This window comes from Rhizobium sp. RHZ01 (genome assembly GCF_014851595.1).
Classification (GTDB): domain Bacteria; phylum Pseudomonadota; class Alphaproteobacteria; order Rhizobiales; family Rhizobiaceae; genus Rhizobium; species Rhizobium altiplani.
Genome location: NZ_JACUZZ010000023.1, coordinates 90,925 through 113,595 on the forward strand (window position 1 = coordinate 90,925; position 22,671 = coordinate 113,595).

A 22,671-nucleotide genomic window follows, 5' to 3' on the forward strand; every position below is an offset into this window, starting at 1 on the left:
CTTCGCAAAACTGTAAGTTCACCGGTCTGGGCGTCCCGCGATGACCGGATACGCAGCCATTCGGCTTGAGAAAAGCAAAATGACGCCCGGTTCTAGGAGACAGCCGTGGACGACCGTCACGTCATAGAAATCACTACCTGGCTGATGCAGAGCGGGCTCAAGGGCGTGGCCGAAGCGGACCTGCTCGCCGGCTTCTGTGAACGGTGTGGTGCGAACGGACTGCCGGTCGAGCGTTCCGTTGCCGTCATGGACACTCTGCATCCGGTCTATGAACGCCGAGCTTTCCGCTGGGACAGCCGAGAGCCGATCGAGCGGGTGTCGGAATACGGCTTTTCCGGTGCCGGAGCGATCGCCGACAACTGGCTCCGCTCCGCATTCCATCATTTGGAGACGACGGGGTCCGTAGAGGTCCGCAGAAGCCTGAGCAATGGTGACACGACCGATTTCTACCTGCTGGACGATCTGAAGGCTGCTGGTTTCACAGACTTCATCGCCATTGCGCATCGCTTCGGCGATGGTGGTACGATCGGAGACATCGACTGCTTCTTCTCCCACTTTGCCACGCGAGCGAAGGATGGATTCTCCGATCGTGACGTCGCGGTATTGCGCGATCTGCTTCCCTGCCTGGCGCTGGCCGTCAAATGCGTGACGATTAGCGGCGTTGCCGGCACGATTGCCAAGGTCTATCTGGGGCAGGATGCGGCCAACCAGGTACTGCACGGCAAGATCACCCGCGGTCAAAGCGACCGCATATCGGCCGCGCTGTGGTTTTCCGACCTTGCCAACTTCACGCACATCTCGGACACAGTCGATCCGGAAGAGATTATTCCGATGCTCAACGACTATGCGGATGCAGTGATCTCGTCGGTGCAGGAAGCGGGCGGCGAAGTGCTCAAGCTGATGGGCGACGGCACGTTGGCGATTTTCAGGGGCAGGCGGCCGAGCGAGGCCTGCTCGGCGGCGTTGAATGCCCGGTCGCTGCTCGATAAACGCCTGCTCGACCTCAATGCGCAGCGCCGTATCGAGGGGAGGCCGGTGACCGACGTCTATCTCGGGCTCCATCTCGGCGAGGTCTTTTACGGCAACATCGGGAGTGCAGATCGCCTCGATTTTACGGTCATCGGGCCTGCCGTCAACGAAGTCAGCCGAATTGTCTCGCTCTGTCGGTCGCTGCAGAGCCGCTTGCTGATGTCGGCGAGTTTCGCGGCAATCGTTGCACCCACACAAATGGACAGCATGCATTCGATCGGCCAGCATGTCTTGCGCGGCGTCAATCGTGCTCAGGAACTGTTCACGCTGATGCCGCTCATTTGAACTGATCCCGGCCGCGTGACCATACAGGCCCAATTTGCAGCACTCTTGTTGCGTTCCAGGCGGGTACGGAACGTAAATGCCAAGGTAACAAGGCTTGGTGGCCGCTATTAACGCGGGTCTGTTACCGTTGCGTACTTCCGCCAAGCCACTGGCTCGCTAAGATTGTTCAAACGAAGCCGACTGAGGCCGGGGTGGTCTTCATGGGCAAGGAAAACGACGGGCTAAGAACGCCTTCCGATGCCGAGCGGCGAGGGTTACACCGCTTGATGCTGAAGCTGCCCTCGGTCCGCGGGCGGCTTCAACTGATCGGGGAGAAGTCGGAATCTCTTGGCAGCCTCTGCGAGGCCTATGAGGATGCTAGCTCCACCCTCGACCGGCTGAGGAGCAGTGCCGGCGACATGAACCATGCGATGGTCCATGAATATGAAATGGTCTGCGCAGAGATCGAGGCAGACGTGATCAAGTACTGTCGTGAGCGCGGAGGCGGCGGCCTGGAATAGGACCGACCAGCTCGCACCAATGTCGGTCACGTTTTGGTTTTGTTAGCGTTTTGTGTTGCAACCCCTTGTTTTCTGCGAGGCAAGCCCATCTGTTCTACTTGGCATTGAGCATTGCGTAGCGGGGCGGCAATGAAGGCTAAGGAATACGAAGGCTGGGCTCATGACGTTTCATGCTCGGAAGCCAGCGGAGAACTGGAGCGTCTGCTCGCCGACGAGCGGTTCAGGGCCACCGAAAGAAGCCGCAGCATCCTTAAATATATCGCGGAACAGCAATTCGCTGGGCACGCCGAGGGCGTGAAGGCCTATTCTATCGCCATTGACGTGCTTGGCCGACAAAGCAATTTCGATCCGTCACTCGATCCCATTGTTCGCATCGAGCTCAGCCGATTGCGATCCTCGCTCAGCCAGTATTACGAGGCTTTCGGTGAAGATGGTGGGGTCACGGTTCAATTGCCGAGAGGGCGCTATATTGCGATTTTCACGCGGTCCACCGGTGCATCCCCAGGCATCGATGATCGAGAGCATCCCGCAACGACCTGGGGCGAACCCGTAAAGCTGGTTCCTCAGTTGCCCGTTTCTACGGTTGCGCCGAAAGTCCAAGGCGCCTTCTGGGCGACCTTGCGGCTCGCTGCAACCCTGGCGCTGCTGATGGTCGTGGTCGTAGGCACCGGTATCACCGTTTATGCGGCGCGTACCGTCACAACAACGGCCAAGCCTACAGTCGCACTCACGCTGACTGCGGTGGATGAGGGGCTGCGTGACGAGGCCGCTGTTACTCGGGACATGTTGCTGACCGCCCTCACGCAATTTCAGACTCTGACGGTTTCGCAAGCCGACCGGCGCGAGAGGCCGCTTGCCTCGGTGCTTCGCCCGGCCAGATCGAACGCCTACGCAATCGATATGAAATATTACGGTGATGGTGACGATCGCAGTATCTGGTGGCAGGTCGTCGACACGGCGACGGGCGATCTTCTCAAATCCGGTTTGGAGAGGGTCGATACCAGCGGCAGGACGGTTGCGTCGGTCCGGGAGGAATTGGTCGCGCAACTCTCGCGCCGCTTTGCTGCTACACGTGGGATCATCAACAACATCGAAGCACACGATATGGCTGAGGGCTCGCTTGGCAACGCATGCGTCCTTCAGGCCGAACACGAGTTGGACGACGGCCCGGCATCGGCCCTCGCGCGTACAATCAATTGCCTGGAAAGAACGATTGCGGCAAACCGCTACGATGCCGACGCAACCGCAGCGCTGGCAATGCTGCTAGCGGCGGGGCAGGCGGAGATCACCGACAACAGCAAGCTCGCGCGTGCGCTCGAGCTTGCCAACCGGGCAGTCTCATTGTCGCCGCTTTCGGACCGGGCGCACCTGGCGCTGATGTTGTCGCAATTCTACAGTGGAAGGATCGACGCGGCGATTGCCGCGGGCAACCGCGCGCTCGCGCTCAATCCCAACAACCCCGATGTGGCTGCAAAGCTTGGTCTTGCACTGTTCGCGCTGGGCTATTTTGATGCGGGCGTTTCTCTTGCGCGCGATGCCGGTAGATTAGTCGATGTCGTTCCGCGTGATGCGGTCCTGGTTCTCGCACTCGACGCTTACCGCCGAAGAGATTGGTCGGAGGCTTCGCTGCTTGCCGAGCAGGCAAGTGACAGGAATTTCCTGATCAGCGTCTTGCGCGTTGCCGCACTCGGGCAACTCGGGTCGGATGAAGCGGCGCAGCGGCTTACAGAGCTCCGGCAGCTCACGCCGGATTTCGAGACGACCTTCCGCGAGAGAATGGCGCAGCGACGCTATCAACCGCTGCTTTCCGCCTCCATCGAAGAAGGACTGACGAAAGCGGGCGCCCGCTTCACAGCGGAGGGGCTAGCGACTGCCTTTTAGCCGGCGCTGCAGCGTGTAGTGAGTCCGCGTCGGTAGCGCAGCGAGTTCCGTAAGAGTGTTTCGCTGCGTGCGACCGGCGGCAAGGGCCGCGCATTTGCGCGCGGCTCGCCCGGGCCGATATTGCATGTAGGTTTACAGTCGTGGCTGGTATCGATCGCCGTCTAACTTTGGTTGGCTGCCCCTTTGGCAGTCGTTCGGCGTTTGGCTGGCTTGGCGGGCGCTTCGTCTGAGCCTCCTGAGAGTGCCTTGCGCAGGTTCTCCTCCTGATCCGGCGCTAACGAGGTTTTCAGTACGCGGCCACGCAGCCCCTGGAACTCTGCCAGGACTTTTTCCGGCTGCACCTTGCGTATGAGCACGAAGAGAGCGGAGGAGGAGTTCGGTATGGTTCCGCCAAGAGACTTGATGAATTCGTCGTTGATGCCGTAGTCGGAAAGCGAACCGGAGATCGCGCCAGTGCCTGCACCGACGAGCCCGCCGATCGCAAAGCCTGCGAGCGGATTGAGGAATAGCAGACCAACCAGGGCGCCCCAGAGTGAGCCGGACAAAAGCCCCGATGTGGCCCCGATTGCTGCCAGGTTGAGGCTCTGCTTGAGATGGACCTTGCCGGCTTCATCTCTCACGACGACCACCGCGTCCTCGAGGTCGACCAGATATTCCTTCTTCAGGTTGTGAAGTTTCAACAACACCTTATCTGCTTCATCCATGGCATCGAAGCCGATCACAACGAGTTCCGACATTGTTGTTCCTTTCGTTTGATAGCAGGGGTACAGAGCGGTTGAACGGCTGGAAAACGCCAGCCGGGAGGCTATTGATCAAACGCGTAAATCTTCTTCCAATCGGCTTTCATATCGACGAGCAGCCAGTTGCGGCTCTCCGCCTCGTCGAGCGCCTTGTCCAGCTTCCCGAAGTCCGATTTGCGATCATAGGCGTATTCGCGATCTGCGTCGGTATGATGAATGATCATTGCAAAGTGCGGTCCCTGGCCAGCCATTACCCAGCGCAGCATCTCGTAGTCGCCGTCCGAATTGCCTGCGGCAAGGATCGGTCGCCTGCCTATGAATTTGTTGATGCCCACCGGCTTGCCCGGGCCATCGTCAACGAAATCGACTTTCGGAAGGCGGTTTAGAACCGGGATGTCGCCGACGAGCGCGTATTGCGTCGTGATCGTGCTTCCGACGACTTGTTCAGGCGGAATGCCGTATGCTTTCTCGGTCATCGGGCGCATGAACTCGACGCCGCCACCCGAAACAATGAAGGTCTTGAAGCCATTGGCGCGCAGGTAATCCAGCAGTTCGCGCATGGGCAGAAATGTCATCTCGTTGTAAGGCTTGCCGGTCTTCGGGTGTCTCGCCGTGGCGAACCAGTCGATGACGATGTTGCGGAAATCGTCGGTCGTCAGACCGGCGTGGGTCTCCATCACAAGCTCGACGAGGCCTCGTTCGCCGCTCTTTGCGATACCCTTGAGATCGCCGGCCAGAATCGACTTGAAGGGTTCCTTTTCCTTCCACTCGGGGTGCTGTGGAGCGAGCGCCTTGACCCGATCCAGTATGAAGCCAAGTTGGAAGTAGAACGGCTGCTCGGTCCAGAGCGTACCGTCGTTGTCGAATACGGCGATGCGGTCCTCGGGCGCCACGTAGTCGGCGCCGCCTTGCGTTGTCACTTTCTTGATGAAGTCGACAATTGCCTGCTTCGATTTGCCATCGTTCCAGGAGGGAAGCTCCTGCGCGAATGCGCTCACCGGCAACAGCAAGAAAAGCAGGAGGAAGCGCACAGACCGGGACATCGGATACTCCTGATCAGGTTGCAACGCGTTTAATGCAGCGAAAGCCGACGTGGCTAGTGGACGTGTCTTCTGGCTCGGCGTGGCGCGCCGCCGGGCGATAGCGCCGGCAGTAGTTCGGGGCGCAAAGATGCGAGCCGCCCTTCAGTACTCGCCTCGGGATAAGAATATTCGGCTGATTGGGATCGTAACTTGCCTCTTTTTCGCCGCCGCGCGGGTTCTCGGGGATGCAGCACGCCTTTGCCGCAGGCTGCGGATGTCGCGTCGACCAATAGTCCTGCGTCCACTCCCAGACATTGCCGATCATGTCATAGGCGCCGTAACCGTTTGGCGCAAACGACCGCACGGGTGTCGTCCGGTCCTTGCCGTCAGGTTTCGTGCTGTGGGTCGGGAAGGTGCCCTGCCAGGTGTTGGCCATGGCAACACCACCGGGCATAAGCTCGTCGCCCCAGGCAAATTCAGTGTCGTCAAGCCCACCACGTGCCGCCAGTTCCCACTCGGCCTCTGTCGGCAGATCCATTCCGGCCCATTCGGCATAGGCCTTCGCGTCGGAGTAGGCGACATGGACAACCGGGTGATCGAGCTTGCCGCGGAGGTCGCTGAGGCCGCCGTAGGGTCGCCGCCAGTTGGCCCCGAACTTGAATTTCCACCACTGAGCGATATCCGCGCCACTCACCGATTTCGGCGGTGTGAAGACAAGAGATCCGGCCCGAAGCATGTTGGGCAGGGCGCCCGGATAGTCCTTCGGGTCGGGCGCCTTCTCGGCCAATGTTACGTGGCCGGTCGCCTTGACGAATTCCTGGAATTTGCGGTTCGTGACAGGCGTCGCCTCGATCCAGAAGCCATCGACGGCAACAGGATGAGCCGGGGCCTCTTCCGGATAATGGTCGTTGGACCCCATCACGAAGGTCCGGCCGGCTATCCAGACTAGGTCGCCATTGTCGTCGCCCTGACGTTGCGGCCGGTGTTCTGCGTCAAATGCCAGTGCCATCGTCGCCTCCGAAAGCCTGCCCTTAATATTCCGCGTCTTGCCTTACCCGTAAGTACGTTACGGTAACACGGCTTCCACAAAACGTTACATCAGGCGTAAATCTGCTGCTGTGGGCCATGAATTCAACTCGGCCAATGGATTTCCGCGCGTCGAAGGGGGAGGGTGTTGCAGTGTTGGGCCGATGCGGCTGCCCGCGCGGCCAATCGAGTGCATCTTCAGGTGCTGCAGGGCCGTTCGGCAGCTTTTGTTGCCACCTGACCTGACTGGAGGGTTCGCCACCGGAAGGCTGTCGCCAAGGGCTTGGCCGTCCGGTGAATCGCTGGCGCGGCGGCTGCTTGAAAAGCAAAGCCGCCCGCCGCCGCTTTGCTATTTTCCTGACGCTGGGCTCTCCAGCGAGCGCATCAAGGCGTCGACCATCTGATCGATGCTGAAGCTCGCGGAACGCTGGCTTGGAGGATAGTCCTTGAACGTCTGCAAGAAGGGGGCGACTCGGTAGACGCCGTACTGGATGAGATAGGCATTCTTCGCCAGCCAGTCATAATACTGGTCAGAGACGACGTCGGCGCGCTCGAAGGGGTCCATGCGCAGATTGAAGACCTTCGGCGCACGCAAACAAGTAAAGGGGTTTGCCCATACCACGAAGCCGCCCGGCTCCCTCTGTTCACAGAACACGATCTTCCAATTGCCATAGCGATAAGCGACGACCTCTCCATCATCGTTGAAATAGTAGAAATCTTCGCGTCCGGACTTCGGCTGCTGTCCTGTCAGGTAAGGAAGCTGGTTGTAACCGTCGAGATGGACCTTGAACTGATTGCCGTTGATGCTTGCGCCATTGAGGAGCTGTTCCTTGATGCCGGGATCGCCGGCTGCGGCAAGCAAGGTCGGAAACCAGTCAAGTCCGGACATCATCTCATTGGACACCTCGCCCGCCGTGATGTGGCCGGGCCAACGAACGATCGCCGGAACGCGGAAGGCGCCTTCCCAGTTGGTATCCTTCTCGCTTCGGAAAGAGGTCGTCGCCGCATCTGGCCAAGACCACTGGTTCGGGCCGTTGTCCGTCGTGTAGACGACGATCGTATTGTCGGCGATCTTGAGATCGTCCAACGCCTTGAGGAGCTTCCCGACATCGCCGTCATGCTCGATCATGCCATCGGCATATTCGTTGCCGGGCATGCCGCTTTGCCCCTGCATCGAATCCCGAACATGGGTAAAAGCGTGCATGCGCGTGGTATTCATCCAGGTGAAGAAGGGCTTTCCTTCCTTGGCCTGACGCTGGATGAAATCGATCGCCGCAGCGGTCGTTTCATCGTCGATCGTTTCCATACGCTTGCGATTAAGAGCGCCAGTATCTTGGACCCGTCCGTCAGCGAACGAATGCAAGACGCCGCGCGGCGAATTCGCTTTCACGAACGCCTGGTCGTTCTTTGGATAATAGGGACGCTCAGGCTCTTCTTCGGCATTCAAGTGATAGAGGTTGCCGAAGAACTCGTCGAAGCCATGCTGCGTTGGCAGGAACTCGTCGCGATCGCCGAGGTGGTTCTTGCCGAACTGGCCGGTTGCATAGCCGAGTGGCTTCAGCGCCTGCGCGATGGTAATGTCACGCGCCTGCAAGCCGACCGTTGCTCCGGGAATGCCGACCTTGCAGAGACCCGTACGGAGGCAGACCTGGCCGGTAATGAATGTCGAGCGGCCGGCAGTGCAGCTGTTCTCGGCGTAATAGTCGGTGAACAGCATGCCTTCCTTGGCAATACGATCAATATTGGGCGTCTTGTAGCCCACGACGCCCATCGAATAGGCGCTGATGTTTGTCTGGCCGATGTCGTCACCGAAGATGACGAGTATATTCGGTTTGGTCGTATCTTGAGCCGGCGTCGCCGGCTGCGCATGGGCGATCCCATAGCTGAGGGATGTCGAGGCCAGCGCCAATGCCAAAGCTGCGCCGGCGTGCCGAAGCCGTTTTGAGAGAGATGCACTCATTGCGATCTCCCTTGTCCATGCAGGTGATTCAACATCTACGCTCTCCTGATTGTAGGTAGGCCAAACTCGGCCGCAGATTCCCACTGAAAAGCGTTGGTCGGTAAGTACGTTACGGTAACAAACGAGGGTCACGACGTAACAGCGCACAGAATGCCTGATTGCTACTGGGTCAACTGCTGTGGTTTGAGATCGCCTTGCAGGGTTTCGTCGACAGGGCGCTTCTTGGCCCGCATCGGCTGTTCAAGCACCGTCACCGGCGCGGCGACAGCCGTGGCTGCGACGTTACCGATGGTCGTCACTGTTCCGCCGACGACAGCGGTAAGTCCTTGGCCGAGCGTGACGTTGGAATCCGTCAGCGTCTGACCGGTGACGATCCGCTGGCCAATCAGCTGAACGATTTCAGGACTTTCGGCGAACTTGCCGTGGTTCAGGCCTTCGCCTTTGACCTTGGTGAGATCGATGGCGGTAATGCCGGCGGCTTCGAGTTTCGAGCGATAGGGCTCAACGGTCGGATCGATCGCGCCCAAACGCGAGACCTTTCCCGTGATGAAACTTGAAACCGCAAGCGCCTTGTCATCCTGAGACACGAAGATCGTGAATTTCGGCGTCGGCGTGCCCATCTCCGCGAACTGCTTGGCAAAGACCTGAATATCGATATCCGGGGACGCGAGAATGACGTTGTGGATCTTGCTGTTCACGTGTCCGTCGCGGATACCCATCTGCCGCAGGGATTCCATGGTCAGCCAGGTGCCCATTGAATGAGCGAGGATCGTGATGTCCTTGACGTCGGGGTCGGCGGCTAGCGTCCGCAGCGCCTGCTCGAGCGCCGTGCGTGAATAGTTGGTGCTTTCCTTGTCGTATTCATAGGCGGTAAGCTGCGCGCGTGACGGCCATGTGAACAGGATAGGGGTCGCCTGCATCCCTGAATCGTGGACGATCTGGGCCAGACGGAAGACGGAATCCTCGTACTTGTTGTTGAAGCCGTGGACAAAGACCAGCGCATGCCCGCCCTGGATGTTCTGGTGGAACCAGGCGCGCCCCTCTGGAACGGTGTCGATCTCCTTGACGCTGGTCACCGCAAAATCGGTTGCGGGATTGGGCGGTAGACGCTTCGGCCATTGGACTGTGCCTGAGGCCCGTTTCGGCGGGATGGAGACGTCAATCGCCGTCAGATAGGGCTTTGGGCTGCGTTCGCCGGTGAACAGCGTCGCCTGGTCGCCGGAAGGTTCGCGCGTGGTTGCGACCAGCATGCTGACCTTTGAGGTATTCTGCGTTGCCGCCGATAGCGCAACAGGGGCCATGACTCCGCTTGGATGACCGCAGCTGGCAAGAACTGCCGCGACGAGCAAAGGTGCAAGTGTCCGAACAGTACGGGCAGCAATCACGTTCCGGTTCCCTCATTGAAACGCAAGCACCTTACGGTGGCCGGGCTTTGGTGAAGTACTCTCACAGAAACGACGCGAATGTTACGTGCAATTCGCGCTCCATGCCCTAGGGCCACGACGAGTTTTAAGTAAGTGTTACCGAACCGCAACGAGCTTTGCCTGCCGCTTGGTTGCCAGGCAATCCGTCTGCTGCGCTTGGTCGTGCCAGGTTTGGTCGTTTTGTGAATTCGGTTCACAGATGCTTGGACCAAGTGACCGCTTATCACCTAAATCCAGTGCCTCCATATGTTCGCCAGTCAACCAAGCCGGCAGACCGGCAACATCATTTTGAGGCACATCATGCCAACTGCTCTCTTTGCTTTGACGATCGCGGCCTACGCGATCGGAACCACGGAATTCGTCATCGTCGGCTTGTTGCCGACCGTTGCTTCAGATCTCCAGATCAGTCTGCCGTTGGCGGGATTGATTGTCAGCGTCTATGCGCTCGGCGTCACATTCGGCGCGCCGGTGCTAACGGCTTTGACCGGGCGCATCGCAAGAAAACCATTGCTTCTCGGCCTTATGGCGCTCTTCATCGTCGGCAACGGCATGGCGGCAATCAGCCCAAGCTATGCTCCGTTGCTGGTTGCGCGCGTCCTTTCAGCCTTCGCACATGGCGTCTTCTTCTCCGTCGGCTCGACGATCGCAGCTGATCTCGTTCCCGAGAACCGTCGCGCCTCGGCGATCGCGATGATGTTCATGGGCTTGACGGTCGCCATCGTAACAGGCGTCCCGCTTGGCACTCTGATCGGTCAGATCTTCGGCTGGCGCGCAACATTTGCGGCGGTAGCAGGCCTCGGTGCGATTGCCTTCGTTGCGATTGCAGTGTTGCTGCCTTCGAACCTCAAGAAGGCACCGGCCGCCAGCGTCGGCGACCAGATCCGCGTGCTCGGCAGCGGCCGCCTGTTGATCGTCTTCGCCATGACCGCACTTGGCTATGGCGGCACCTTCGTCGCCTTTACGTTCCTGGCGTCGATCCTGCAGGAGATCACCGGCTTTGCTGCCAGCACGGTCAGCATCATCCTCGTGGTCTATGGCATCGCGATCGCCATTGGCAACGTCGCCGGCGGCAAACTTGCCAATCGCAGCCCGGTACGCGCCCTGACCGGCTTGTTCATCGCCCAGGCGATCGTGCTGGTACTCTTCAGTTTCACCGCGCCATCGCGCTGGCTGGTCGTCCCGACGCTGGCGGCACTCGGCTTCCTCTCGTTCGCCAACGTGCCCGGCCTGCAGATTTATGTCGTGCAGTTGGCGAAGCAGGTTCGTCCCGCCGCCGTCGATGTGGCATCGGCCCTGAATATCGCCGCCTTCAACCTCGGTATCGCCGCGGGCGCATGGATCGGCGGCCTTGTGGTGGAATCTTCGCTGGGGCTTGAGGCGACACCCTGGGTTGGCGCAATTCTCGTGGGCGGAGCCTTGGTCCTGACGCTCTGGAGTGGCGCTCTGGACGGTCGTTCGACAGCGGATAGCGATACTGTGACCCAGCCCGCCTAACCCGCGAGGCGAATTCCGACGTCCCGGGAACGGTGGTTGACGTGAGCCCATCGCGTTGGCCACCATTGCTTCTGTGGACGGTGGAGTACCTGTGCGCCTAACTAGGTGGGGAAAGGCGGCGCCCCGGGAGGCGCGCTCCTCGGTGTTCCTCCAAGATGCCTCTTTTCCCGGTAAAATTGTGTCCTTGCTGACCACAATTTTCTTGCCTAACAGCGGCATGCTGCGACATACTTACAGCCGCTGATAGCCACTTGAATGCATGCCTAGAGACACCTTGCGAATTCGCGTTCTTCACGCAGTTGGGGTTCGATCAATGGAACATGTGTCGCTTCGCAGTATCACTGCATTTCTCAATATATCGATTGCAATGCTCGTCGCTTGTGGGGCATCGGTTCTGACCAGCGCGTTCGCATACGCACAAGATCCCTTTGACGATTTTCCGATGGTTATCAGCTGTGAATACAAGGGCACCTACCACGCATTCTATTTGTCCAGGGTGACGAAAGACGGCACCGCCACTTTTTCAGCCTCCGACCGGATTGCGGGGACGATTACGCTGGACGGTAAAGCAAAGGCCGTGGGCGGATCCGACGGGGGAAGCTGCTTGGGCAAAACCCTCAAGGAATTGCGCGAGTCAGGGCAGGCGCACGACCTTAAATCCTAGCCCCGCAACGCACTGGCTCTGGAGAATTGGCCGGACCAGGGCCAGCATGCGCGCGGGCGGTGGAGAAGTGCCGGAATGTCGTTCGACGTTGGGCCTGAACCTACGTCGCATGAAATAGCCTTCGAGGAGGCCGTCGGGGAGGCGGGCTTCATTTTCTAGGTGAAGGTTGGGAGGAGCATGGAAGAGCTGCGAACTCCTTTCAGGGTAACGGCTGGTCGCTTTCTGCGCTCGGTGCGCGTTTTCATGTCCTCGGAGGTCGGCGGCACGGCAAAGCTTCTGACCGCATGCCTTGTCGTGCTCTTCCTCGCGATCAACGGGCTCAATGTGCTGAATAACTTCGTGGGCCGGAACTTCATGACGGCGATCGCCGACAGGCAGATCGCTGAGTTTGTCCGGCAGGCCATATTCTATCTTCTCGTGTTTGCCGGCTCCACGATCGCATCGGTTTATGCGCGCTTTACGGAGGAGCGGCTGGCCCTCACATGGAGAGACTTTCTGACGCGTCGCGCCGTCAATCTCTATCTTACTGACGGAGCCTTTTACCGCCTCGGTGTTTCGGGAGGACTCTCGTATCCGGATCAGCGCATTTCCGAAGATATCCGCGCATTTACCGTGACCACACTGTCCTTCCTGCTCATGATCTTCAGCAGCGGGCTAACGATCCTTTCATTTTCAGGGGTACTTTTATCCATCAACCCCGTCTTGTTCGCCGTGGCGGTCCTTTATGCTGCCTGCGGCTCGTTTCTCACGGTCTGGCTGGGCCGCCCGCTCATCAAGCTGAACTATGACCAGCTCGACAAGGAGGCGAGTTTCCGCACGGGGCTCATCCAAGCAAGGGAGAATGCAGAGCGAATTTTGCTGACCGGCAGCGAGCCGCGTATGAAGTCTTTTCTCGCGGTCCGAATTGATGACCTGGTGACCAACTTTCGCAACATAACATCGGTGAACCGCAATGTCGGCTTCTTCACGACGGGCTACAACTGGCTGATCCAGATCATCCCTGCATTGATTGTCGCGCCGGCCTTCTTCCGCGGTGATATCGAATTTGGGGTGATTACGCAGTCCGCGGCAGCATTCGCCATGCTGGTGGGCGCTTTTTCGCTGATCATCAACCAATTCAACTCGATCTCCAGTTTTGCTGCAGTGGTGGCGCGCCTGAGTACTCTTTCGGAGGCGATAGAGAGACCAAAGGGGGGTGCCAAGATTCAGGTCGATGAGACCCGGGACGACCTGTCGTATGAGAAACTCACGATATTGTCGGAGCGGGACGGATCGTCGTTGCTGCAGGAGTTGACCGTCGCCATCCCGCCTCGTGCCCGCGTCATGGTGACATGCGCTCGAGAGGACCAAGGGAGCGCACTTTTCAGGGCTACCGCAGGTGTTGCTTATCCCGGCACCGGCCAGATTTTTCGCCCCACGGCTGAAGGCATACGCTTCCTGCCGCAGCACCCCTATTTTCCGCCAGGGACACTTCGACAACTGTTCATTCCCCCGGCCGCGAGCCCGGAAATTTCGGACGAACGCATTGCGCTGCTACTTGCCGAATTTGAACTTCAGCGCATTTCTAAGATCGAGGAATTTCAACAAGAAGTGGAATGGCATACCGTTCTGACGCAAAGAGAGCAGTGCCTGCTCATGCTGGCGAGCGCATGCGTTGCGAAGCCGCATGTCATCTTGCTTGAGAGAACCGAGGCTATGGTTGGCTGGGAGACACTTTTCCGGATCATGACACGCTTTGCAAATGACGGCATCGCCTGCGTTCATATCGGAAGCGCCGCCGACATATCATCCTATGACGCCATCCTGGACTTTGACGATAGTGGCGCATGGCAGTGGAATACGCCGCATGACCGCGGGAACGGCAGCGGTGCAAAGCACGCAAATTGAGACGACAAAAAAGTCGATAGGAGGCTGATGATGACGAACGCCGCTCGTGCAACCAACGACCATCAGAAGACGAGTGCTCCGCTTGGGGCCGAAGAACTCCGCTTAATGGACGCCTATTGGCGTGCATCGAACTATCTCTCTGTCGGGCAGATCTATCTGCTCGACAATCCGCTACTGAGAGAGCCGCTCAAGCGGGAGCATATCAAGCCGCGGCTTCTCGGTCACTGGGGAACGTCGCCCGGCCTGAACATGCTCTATGTGCATCTGAACCGCGTGATCAAGCGCGACGACCTCAACATGATCTACGTGATCGGGCCGGGCCATGGCGGACCTTCGCTGGTCGCACATGCCTACCTGGAAGGGACATACAGCGAAGTCTACCACAATATCGGCCAGGACGCCGAAGGGATGAAGACCCTATTCAAGCAGTTCAGCTTTCCCGGCGGCATTCCGAGCCACGTCGCCCCTGAAACGCCTGGAAGCATCCACGAGGGTGGCGAACTGGGTTATGCCTTGAGCCATGCCTATGGCGCGGCCTTCGACAATCCGGACCTGATCGTCGCCTGCGTCGTTGGCGACGGCGAGGCGGAGACCGGCCCGCTTGCCACGAGCTGGCACAGCAACAAGTTTCTCAATCCAGCCCGTGACGGATGCGTACTGCCGATCCTGCATCTCAATGGCTACAAGATCGCCAATCCATGCTTCTTAGCCCGCATTCCCGAGGAGGAGCTGCGGAAGCTTTTCGAGGGGATGGGCTATGCGCCCCTCTTCGTCGAAGGGCACGAGCCCGACAAGGTGCAGCAGCAACTGGCGGCAGCGATGGATACAGCCGTTGCCGAGATCAAGCGGATCTGGGGGGAGGCGCGCGAGAAGGGCAATCTGAAACGCCCGGCCTGGCCGATGATTGTTTTCCGCACGCCAAAGGGCTGGACTTGCCCGAGTGAAATCGACGGCAAGAAATGCGAGGATTACTGGCGGTCGCACCAGGTCCCGATGGGCGAAATGGACAAGCCGGAACACATCAAGATCCTTCAGCAGTGGATGAAGGAATATAAGCCCGAAGAGCTCTTCGATGACGACGGTAAGCTGCGCGCCGAACTCGCTGCGCTAGCCCCGACTGGCATTCGCCGGATGAGCGACAATCCGCATGCGAATGGTGGCCTGCTCCTGCGTGACCTGAGGCTGCCCGACTTCCGTGACTACGAGGTTTCCGTCCCTAGCCCCGGAGCGACGACGACCGAATCTGCCCGGGTGATGGGCAAGTTTCTTCGCGATGTCATGAAACTGAACCTGAACACCAAGAATTTCCGATTGTTCAGTCCCGACGAGAACAACTCGAACCGCTGGCAGGACGTGCTTGAGGTCACCAATCGTTGCTACATGGCCGAAATCTATCCCGAGGACGACCACCTGTCGCCCGATGGCCGGGTGATGGAGGTGTTGAGCGAGCATCAATGCCAAGGCTGGCTTGAAGGGTACCTTCTGACAGGGCGGCATGGCTTCTTCTCATGCTATGAAGCCTTCATTCACATCATCGACTCGATGTTCAATCAGCACGCCAAATGGCTGAAGGTGTGCAACGATATTCCATGGCGCCGTCCGATCGCGTCCCTCAACTATTTCCTGAGCTCGCATGTCTGGCGCCAGGACCACAACGGCTTCAGCCACCAGGATCCGGGGTTCATCGACCATGTGGTCAACAAGAAGGCCGAGGTGATCCGCGTCTATCTGCCGGCGGATGCCAACACGCTGCTTTCCGTTACCGACCATTGCCTCCGGAGCCGCAACTACGTGAACGTCGTCGTTGCCGGCAAGCAGCCGGCGCCGCAATGGCTGACTATGGATCAAGCCGTCAAGCACTGCGCCCAGGGCCTCGGTATCTGGGAATGGGCCAGTAACGACAAGGGCGGCGAGCCTGATGTCGTCATGGCGTGCTGCGGCGACGTGCCAACGCTGGAGACGCTGGCGGCGGTGCAGATGATCCGCGAACATCTACCGGAATTGAAGGTGCGCGTCATCAACGTCGTCAACCTCATGAAGTTGCAGCCGTCGAGCGAGCACCCCCATGGGCTTTCCGACGCCGATTTCGATGCGCTCTTCACCAAGGACAAGCCGATCATCTTTGCGTTCCATGGATATCCCTGGCTGATTCACCGGTTGACCTACCGGCGCACGAACCACGACAATCTGCACGTCCGCGGATACAAGGAGGAGGGGACGACGACGACACCTTTCGATATGGTCGTTTTGAACCAGCTCGATCGCTTCCACCTTGTCGAAGACGTCATCGATCGACTGCCGCAACTCGGTGCCCGCGCCGCCTACTTCAAGCAAGCGATCCGCGAGAAGCTGATCGAGCACCGGCATTACATTGAAAAGCACGGTGATGACATGCCTGAAATCACCGGCTGGAAGTGGGGCGTCCTCGGAGGGGCGGCAAGCAAGCAAAGGACATCGACGGAAGGCGACAACACGTAGCGTTCGGCGCAGCCGGGTGCCTCCCGGAGCCGTTGCTCCGGGGGGCACTATCAAAGACGATGCAGAGGACGCAGGCTGCTGGCGCCCGTTCGAGTGGCGAAGTGCGTATTGGTACGATGCCGTTGGCGGCAAGCGATTGCAAAGCTGTATGGGAGGGGAAGCCATGGTTGCGGTGTCACCCAGGCCAAACTTGGAGTCGGGGCTGACCGACGAGGACTTTGCGCGACTGCAGTTCACCTCGGTGCTCTACTATCTGCATTCTACGAACCCGGACAACGGCCTCGTTCGCGACAAGACGCAACCCGGCGCACCGGCAAGCATCGCTGCCATCGGCATGGCGCTCGCCACCATTCCCGTCGTCGTGGAGCGTGGCGTCCTCATTCGCGAGTTTGCCGTCAAGATGGTCCGGCGCAGGCTCGAATTCCTGATGCAATGCCACCAGGGCCCCGAGCCGGACGCCTCGGGCCACAAGGGCTTCTTCTATCATTTTCTCGACATTGAGACGGGACAGCGGGTGTGGGAATGCGAGCTGTCGACGATCGACTCGGCCTTTCTGTTCGCTGGTGCGCTGACAGTCGCCACCTATTTTGACGGGGAGAGCGCCGAAGAAGCGAAGATCAGGACGCTTGCGACGGCGCTATACGAGCGTGCAGACTGGAACTGGGCGCGGGATCAGGGCGCTACCCTGACGCATGGCTGGCGACCCGAGAGTGGCTTCATTCCTTACCGTTGGCGTGGTTATGACGAAGGCCTGCTTCTCTACATATTGGGGCTGGGATCACCGTCGCATCCGCTGCCGCCCGAGAGCTATGAGGCCTACACGGAAAGCTACGAATGGCGGAACATTTACGGCCGCGAGCTGCTCTATTCCGGTCCGCTGTTCACCCACCAGCTATCGCATATGTGGATCGATTTCCGAGGCATCCGCGATCAGTTCATGCACGAGCATGACAGTGACTACTTCCAGAACAGCCGGCAAGCGACCTTTGTCCATCAGGAGTATGCGATCCGAAATCCAATGCAGTTCGAGGGTTATGGTGAGCATTGCTGGGGATTTACCGCGTGTGACGGCCCGGGCTGGGTGAAGGCGGATGTCGGCGGGGTTCGTCGCGAGTTCTTCGATTATGTTGCCCGTGGCGCGCCCTTCGGGCCTGATGACGGGACCGTAGCGCCCTGGGTTGTCGTGGCATCCCTGCCTTTTGCGCCCGAGATTGTCCTTCCGACCGTCCGGAAGTTCGCGGGCATGAAGCTGGGGATGACTAGGCTTTACGGCTTCAAGCCATCATTCAATCAGACCTTCAAGGATCCGAACAGTCCGACTGGCTGGTGGATCAGCCCGTACCACTTCGGGATTGACCAGGGGCCGGTGGCGCTGATGATTGAGAATTACCGCACCGGCCTTTTGTGGACGCTGATGCGTGATTGCGAGCCTATTGTCAGGGGGTTGCGGCGAGCGGGGTTCACCGGCGGCTGGCTGTAGGCGCGCCCGCGGCGATCCACCCAACGATGCCCTGCCAAGTTGATCAGTGGGAGCCGCGAAGCTGGTCGTCCTTCAGCCAATTTCGATTGAAGACACTCTTCTTCCCGTCCGTCGCCTGCGACGTATGAACGATATCGTCCCGCAACCACCAGTCAATCGAGGTGGCGGGCGCCGATAGCGCGCCTTGTTCGAGGTCGGCTCTGACGAGGATTGATATCGATGGATCCCGCACCGTTTTGACGACTGCTGTTTCGGCCGCCGACAACGCGAACAGCGGTGCAACAACGCCCGTCACCAGAACGGACGCATAGACTGGGAGCGTTTGCGAGTACGACATGACATGCACCCCGCGTGAACTGCAGCAATACTACAATGTCGCAAGTCAAACCTACAGTCGACCCTCTATTTCCGGTGTTTTCTCGAATAGGATGCTCGGGGAAGCATAGAACAGCAATTGTTCCGCGGTCTGTCGCCTGCCGGCTCGTTCTACCGAGAATTCGCTGGGCATCGGGCGGCTTCAGTTTCAACGGTGCGCTCAAACGCGGCGAGCCGAGAGCGAGGCGATGTAATCGACGATCGAGGACTTGCCTGCCCGGTATGGAACATGCCGCATCATGCAGCTTGCGCTGATTTATGATTCGGCATGTCGGATCAATCCCGTTAGGGTGAATGCGGTCTCATCACCAATCCCGATCAGAAATATCGGCAGCGCGGTACGCCGATGTCAGCACTCCTCCCAATTGTCATGGGCGGGAGCGGCGTTTCCGTGGAAGGCGGCCGCGACTTTCCCCACCAGTTTGCGGGCCGGCGAGGCGGCAGGCCCGCTATCCCGGGTGGCGCGTGGAGCGGAATACGCGCTCGCAGCCGGGCCGCCTGTTCCGAGGTTGAAGCGGGCGATCAGTCGCGAGAGGTTCGAAGCCTCGTCCGCCAGCCGGTTGGTCGCCGCTGTCGACTCCTCTACCATGGCAGCATTCCGCTGGGTGACCTGATCCATCTCATTCACCGCCATGCTGACTTCCGACAGTCCCGTTGACTGTTCCTTCGCGGCCGTCGCGATCGAATGAACATGTTCGTTGATTTTGATCACATGCCCCTGGATCAGCCCGAGCGCCTCACCGGTTGCCGTCACCAGCGTGACGCCTGCGTCGACTTCCGCGCTGGAGCGGCCGATGAGCGTCTTGATGTCCTTTGCGGCATTGGCGGAACGCTGCGCCAGTTCGCGCACTTCCTGGGCGACGACGGCGAAGCCTTTGCCGGCCTCGCCGGCGCGGGCCGCTTCCACTCCGGCATTGAGCGCCAGCAGGTTCGTCTGGAAGGCGATCTCGTCGATGACGTTGATGATCTGACCGATTTCGCCCGAGGCCTGCTCAATGCGTCTCATGGCTGATACGGCGTCCTTGACAACCGCGCTCGACCGCTCGGCGCTGCGGCGCGCCTCGTCGACCATATGGCTCGCCTCTGTTGCCCGTTCGGTGGAATTTTTCACCGCGACGGTGATCTCTTCCAAAGCGGAGGAGGTTTCCTCCAGCGAAGCCGCCTGCTGTTCGGTGCGCTTGGAGAGGTCGCCCGAGGCGCTGCGTATTTCGCTCGAGCCGCTGTTGATCGTGTCGACGGCGGCGCGCACCTCGCCGAGCACCGAGCGCAGGTTGGCCATGGTCGCGTTGACATTGTCCCTGAGTTCGCCGAAGGCGCCCTGGAACTCGCCGCGCATCGTTTCGGTCAAATCACCCTCGGCAAGGGCAGCCACGACACGCCGGGTCTCTGCGACGCCGCGATCGACGGAGGCCACCAGTTCGTTGACTTGCGTGGCAAAGCGGTTGAGGTCGGCATCGCCGTAGTCCTTGGCGATACGCCGCGTGAAATCACCGCCAACGGCGGCCAAGACCACCACGCCGATGCTCGACTGCAGATCAACACTCTTGGCATGAAGGGCAGCTTCATGTGCATTCAGCTCGCGAACCCGGAGGCCGTTCTGCTTGAACACTGCGACGGCGCGCGCCATGTCGCCGATCTCGTCGCTGCGCCCAGTGAAAGGGATCTCGGCGCCGAGATTGCCGCTCGCCAGGACACTCATGTTTTCGGTGATACGACCGATCGGCTTTGCCAGCGCTTTCGCGCCGAAGAGAGCGGCGCCGAGAAGAGTAATCATCACGAGAAATCCACCGGCGAGCGATGTGGTTTCCATCGAATTGAGGGCCACGTTCGAAGCTGCGGCGGCTGTTGTCGCACGGCCCTTTGCGATCGTGCCGGCCTCATCGAGGAGGGACATCGTCTTCTGGATGAGATCGATCTGGTGTGTAACGAATTCCCGTTCCTTGGCGGCGAGGCTTGCGTCGACGCCCGCCGCGCTCAGTTTCGTGCGGAGGAACTCCGCGAGCTGGCCGCTCGTGTTGTAATATTCGTCAACCAGCGCCTTGATGTTTTTCACCCGCTCCTGGTTGACCTGGATTGTCAGGATCGAAAGGGCCGAATCCAGGGCTCTGATGGCTGCGTCGTGATTGTCCCGCGCGGCGGACTTGGCCTGCAGCACCTCGTCCATGGCGTTCGCCAGGCGCATGTTCAGGCTCTCGATCTGCATGCCGCGAATGGCGGCCTTGGCCTCGACATAGTCGCGTGATGCGCCGACCTGTTGCCGTTCGAGTATGGCGCTCTGGCCGACCGAGCGATCCTCTAACCAAAGGCCAGCCAGCATGACGAGCATCATCGCAATGCCGGCAGCGGACATGAGGGCGAGTTTCGTGCTGATACGTGAAAAGAAGGCGGGTAAATTCATGTCGGTTATTCGCCTAGGTAAACCGGCGCGATCGTCATGAATTCCGGCTTCGGTATAAGAATGGCCGGACGCTCGTCATTTCGCCGACAACGTTGCAAGACCACGAGGCCGAAACGTCGCAAAACACTACTTTCCAAAATGCGCGCGACGCAGTGGTTCCGATCGGGAGATCTGACCTTGATCTTTCAAGATTTGAATAATCTCCATAGTTCGCATAGCATTTCTGGGTTAATAAAATGTAAATTTCGAGAAAAAGTTATAATTGATTTTCGTCAATTTGCAGAATATCGAAATAACTCATAGTATAACAAAATTCAAATCTTGTTTGTTGCTAGGTACTATCAACAGATTTAATAGTGTTTGCCCTTAGTCACTTTTTTTTATTTGAAGTACCGCTCTCGCTCAGTTTGGCCATTAGGGATCGCTCCACTGGGCAACGTCGAGTATCCCTTGTTGCCTTTGCCAGACGCCTTAAGAGTCCACGAATGCCGATGCCGTTATCTGACGACAAGAACAGGAACGGTCGAATTGGCGAGGACCTGCTGGGTTTGGCTGCCAAGTATCATTCTTCCGATGCCCGTGCGCCCATGTGAGGAAATAACGATCAGGTCGCAGTTTTTTGCCTGAGCAGTCTCGAGAATGGCCGTAGCAGGAGAGCTATTTATCTCGTGGACAAAATCGACCGTCACCTGCGCTTTCGCCGACTTGTTGCGGACAATTCTTTCGATCTCGATCAGGTCTTCTTTCACCGCGTGAGTATAGCTGTCCATGGCCTGTGCCTGAACTACTCCCTGAAGCGCAAAGCCAGCCAGCGGCACCGTGACGTTGATGACCGTCGCTGGAATGCCGAGCGCCTTTGCAAGTGCAAGACCGTGATCGACGCCCTTGGAAGCAAGCTCCGAGCCGTCGGTTGGAATGAGTATACGCTTGTACATGGGACATCCGTTCCAGATCGTGGTACAATAAATTCATCCAAACCTAGCGGACTGTCCATGTCGAACATTGATCCGCGTCAAGATGGCGAACATGTTTCCCGATATTGACGAATGCGACGGAGGGCGCGCGACTTTAGACTCTGGCGTGCGAACACGAGAGGGCATCGCGGAACGTGGCAAAGCGCAGCTTCTAATGCCAAGGTAGGCGATGCCCGACCTGAGAGATAGGTGACAGAACGTACCGGAGACTTCGGTCATGGATGAGCGTCTTCGATTTGTCGCCCGTTTGCTGGAGGGCGAAGGTATGGGCGAGGTGTGTCGGTCGTTCGGGATCTCGCGCAAGACCGGCTACAAGATCTTCAATCGCTGCAAGGAGGACGGGCTGGAGGCCCTGACGGACCGGTCCCGGCGATGATCGTTCGTTGCAACCAGGAGAAGCCGCACTGGGGGGCGCGCAAGATCCGCGAGCTTCTGGTGCGCCGTCTGGCCGGCGACGTGCGCATCCCGGCGAGAAGCACGGTGCATGCGGTGCTCGACCGGTACGGCCTTGTGAGCCAGGCCCGTAAGAGGAACCGGGCGAACAAGGCCATGGGCACGGCGCTGTCGGCGGCCATCGGCCCCAACGATCTGTGGTGCGCCGACTTCAAGGGCGAGTTCTGTCCTTCCCGAGAGAGGGGTGACAGTTCATACCGGAGACATGGGTTACACTTTTGGCCTTTGCGAGGAGAGCGAAGGTGCCTTTGCAGGAGTGCAACCGCATGGACGAGCGTCTCAAATTCGTTGCGCGGGTTCTGGATGGCGAGAAGATAGCGGCGCTGTGCCGCGAATTCGGCATCTCCCGCAAGACCGGTCACAAGATCATCAGCCGCTATAACGACAGCGGTCTGGAAGGACTGACAGATCGATCGCGACGGCCTTACCGGCACGCCAATCAGCTTCCTTTCCAAATCGAGAAGCTGATTGTGCGGACCAAGCCGGACAAGCCCAACTGGGGCGCACCGAAGATCAGGGAGCGGCTGGCGCGGCTGTATCCGGATGTTCACACGCCGGCGATCTCAACCGTGCATGCCGTCCTCGACCGCAACGGCCTGGT

Annotated in this window: 17 protein-coding genes and 1 pseudogene; 10 read left to right on the forward strand and 8 right to left on the reverse strand. The window is 59.1% G+C overall.

Annotation, left to right across the window (positions count from 1 at the left end):
- Window positions 1-105: 105 nt before the first annotated feature.
- The 3 genes from IB248_RS22170 (at window position 106) to IB248_RS22180 (ending at window position 3,695) form a co-directional block, all read left to right on the forward strand.
- Window positions 106-1,314, forward strand: coding sequence for an adenylate/guanylate cyclase domain-containing protein (locus tag IB248_RS22170; RefSeq protein WP_169683525.1), 1,209 nt, complete (start codon window positions 106-108; stop codon window positions 1,312-1,314).
- Window positions 1,315-1,505: 191 nt separating this feature from the next.
- On the forward strand, window positions 1,506-1,814 hold the full coding sequence (locus IB248_RS22175; RefSeq protein ID WP_018858272.1) for a hypothetical protein: 309 nt from the start codon (window positions 1,506-1,508) through the stop codon (window positions 1,812-1,814).
- 129 nt (window positions 1,815-1,943) lie between these two features.
- Window positions 1,944-3,695, forward strand: a complete 1,752-nt coding sequence (locus tag IB248_RS22180; protein WP_169683523.1) for a tetratricopeptide repeat protein — start codon at window positions 1,944-1,946, stop codon at window positions 3,693-3,695.
- A gap of 161 nt (window positions 3,696-3,856) precedes the next feature.
- Here IB248_RS22180 and IB248_RS22185 read toward each other — a convergent pair whose 3' ends face one another.
- The 5 genes from IB248_RS22185 to IB248_RS22205 form a co-directional block, all read right to left on the reverse strand.
- The gene (locus IB248_RS22185) at window positions 3,857-4,432 is read right to left on the reverse strand and encodes a DUF1269 domain-containing protein (protein WP_018116961.1); all 576 of its coding nucleotides are present in this window, start codon (window positions 4,430-4,432) and stop codon (window positions 3,857-3,859) included.
- Window positions 4,433-4,500: 68 nt separating this feature from the next.
- Complete coding sequence (locus IB248_RS22190; protein ID WP_018116962.1) at window positions 4,501-5,478, reverse strand: HAD family hydrolase; 978 nt, start codon at window positions 5,476-5,478, stop codon at window positions 4,501-4,503.
- A 13-nt stretch (window positions 5,479-5,491) separates the two neighbouring features.
- The gene (locus IB248_RS22195) at window positions 5,492-6,466 is read right to left on the reverse strand and encodes a formylglycine-generating enzyme family protein (protein WP_169683521.1); all 975 of its coding nucleotides are present in this window, start codon (window positions 6,464-6,466) and stop codon (window positions 5,492-5,494) included.
- A 366-nt stretch (window positions 6,467-6,832) separates the two neighbouring features.
- Window positions 6,833-8,443, reverse strand: coding sequence for an arylsulfatase (locus IB248_RS22200; protein ID WP_192241682.1), 1,611 nt, complete (start codon window positions 8,441-8,443; stop codon window positions 6,833-6,835).
- Window positions 8,444-8,604: 161 nt separating this feature from the next.
- Window positions 8,605-9,744: an alpha/beta hydrolase gene (locus IB248_RS22205; RefSeq protein ID WP_018858277.1), complete on the reverse strand. Its 1,140-nt coding sequence runs from the start codon at window positions 9,742-9,744 to the stop codon at window positions 8,605-8,607.
- A 423-nt stretch (window positions 9,745-10,167) separates the two neighbouring features.
- Between IB248_RS22205 and IB248_RS22210 the strand changes: the two genes are divergently transcribed.
- The 5 genes from IB248_RS22210 (at window position 10,168) to IB248_RS22230 (ending at window position 17,870) form a co-directional block, all read left to right on the forward strand.
- Entirely contained in the window at window positions 10,168-11,361 is a 1,194-nt protein-coding gene (locus IB248_RS22210) for an MFS transporter (protein ID WP_169684459.1), read from the forward strand.
- A 367-nt stretch (window positions 11,362-11,728) separates the two neighbouring features.
- Window positions 11,729-12,025, forward strand: coding sequence for a hypothetical protein (locus IB248_RS22215; protein ID WP_051085606.1), 297 nt, complete (start codon window positions 11,729-11,731; stop codon window positions 12,023-12,025).
- A gap of 177 nt (window positions 12,026-12,202) precedes the next feature.
- On the forward strand, window positions 12,203-13,912 hold the full coding sequence (locus IB248_RS22220; RefSeq protein WP_018858280.1) for an SbmA/BacA-like family transporter: 1,710 nt from the start codon (window positions 12,203-12,205) through the stop codon (window positions 13,910-13,912).
- A 30-nt stretch (window positions 13,913-13,942) separates the two neighbouring features.
- Window positions 13,943-16,390 carry a phosphoketolase family protein gene (locus IB248_RS22225; RefSeq protein ID WP_026371934.1) on the forward strand — a complete coding sequence of 816 codons (2,448 nt, stop codon included), beginning with the start codon at window positions 13,943-13,945 and terminating at the stop codon, window positions 16,388-16,390.
- Window positions 16,391-16,553: 163 nt separating this feature from the next.
- Complete coding sequence (locus IB248_RS22230) at window positions 16,554-17,870, forward strand: glucoamylase family protein (RefSeq protein WP_169684458.1); 1,317 nt, start codon at window positions 16,554-16,556, stop codon at window positions 17,868-17,870.
- Between the two features lie 43 nt (window positions 17,871-17,913).
- Here the strand turns inward: IB248_RS22230 and IB248_RS22235 are convergent, their stop codons facing one another.
- The 3 genes from IB248_RS22235 to IB248_RS22245 all read right to left on the reverse strand — a co-directional run bounded on the left by IB248_RS22235 (window position 17,914) and on the right by IB248_RS22245 (window position 21,578).
- On the reverse strand, window positions 17,914-18,207 hold the full coding sequence (locus IB248_RS22235; protein ID WP_169684457.1) for a hypothetical protein: 294 nt from the start codon (window positions 18,205-18,207) through the stop codon (window positions 17,914-17,916).
- A gap of 387 nt (window positions 18,208-18,594) precedes the next feature.
- A complete protein-coding gene (locus IB248_RS22240) occupies window positions 18,595-20,643 on the reverse strand; it encodes a methyl-accepting chemotaxis protein (RefSeq protein WP_246733904.1) in 2,049 nt (682 codons plus the stop codon).
- A gap of 497 nt (window positions 20,644-21,140) precedes the next feature.
- Window positions 21,141-21,578 (reverse strand): universal stress protein, encoded by a 438-nt coding sequence (locus IB248_RS22245; RefSeq protein WP_018858285.1) that lies wholly within the window; start codon window positions 21,576-21,578, stop codon window positions 21,141-21,143.
- A gap of 256 nt (window positions 21,579-21,834) precedes the next feature.
- Here IB248_RS22245 and IB248_RS22250 point away from each other — a divergent pair.
- Together IB248_RS22250 and IB248_RS22255 are read left to right on the forward strand one after the other, a co-directional pair.
- A pseudogene (locus IB248_RS22250) lies at window positions 21,835-22,235 on the forward strand (helix-turn-helix domain-containing protein); the annotation flags it as partial.
- Between the two features lie 101 nt (window positions 22,236-22,336).
- A partial coding sequence (locus tag IB248_RS22255) for a helix-turn-helix domain-containing protein (protein ID WP_192241684.1) occupies window positions 22,337-22,671 on the forward strand: 335 nt, incomplete at its 3' end.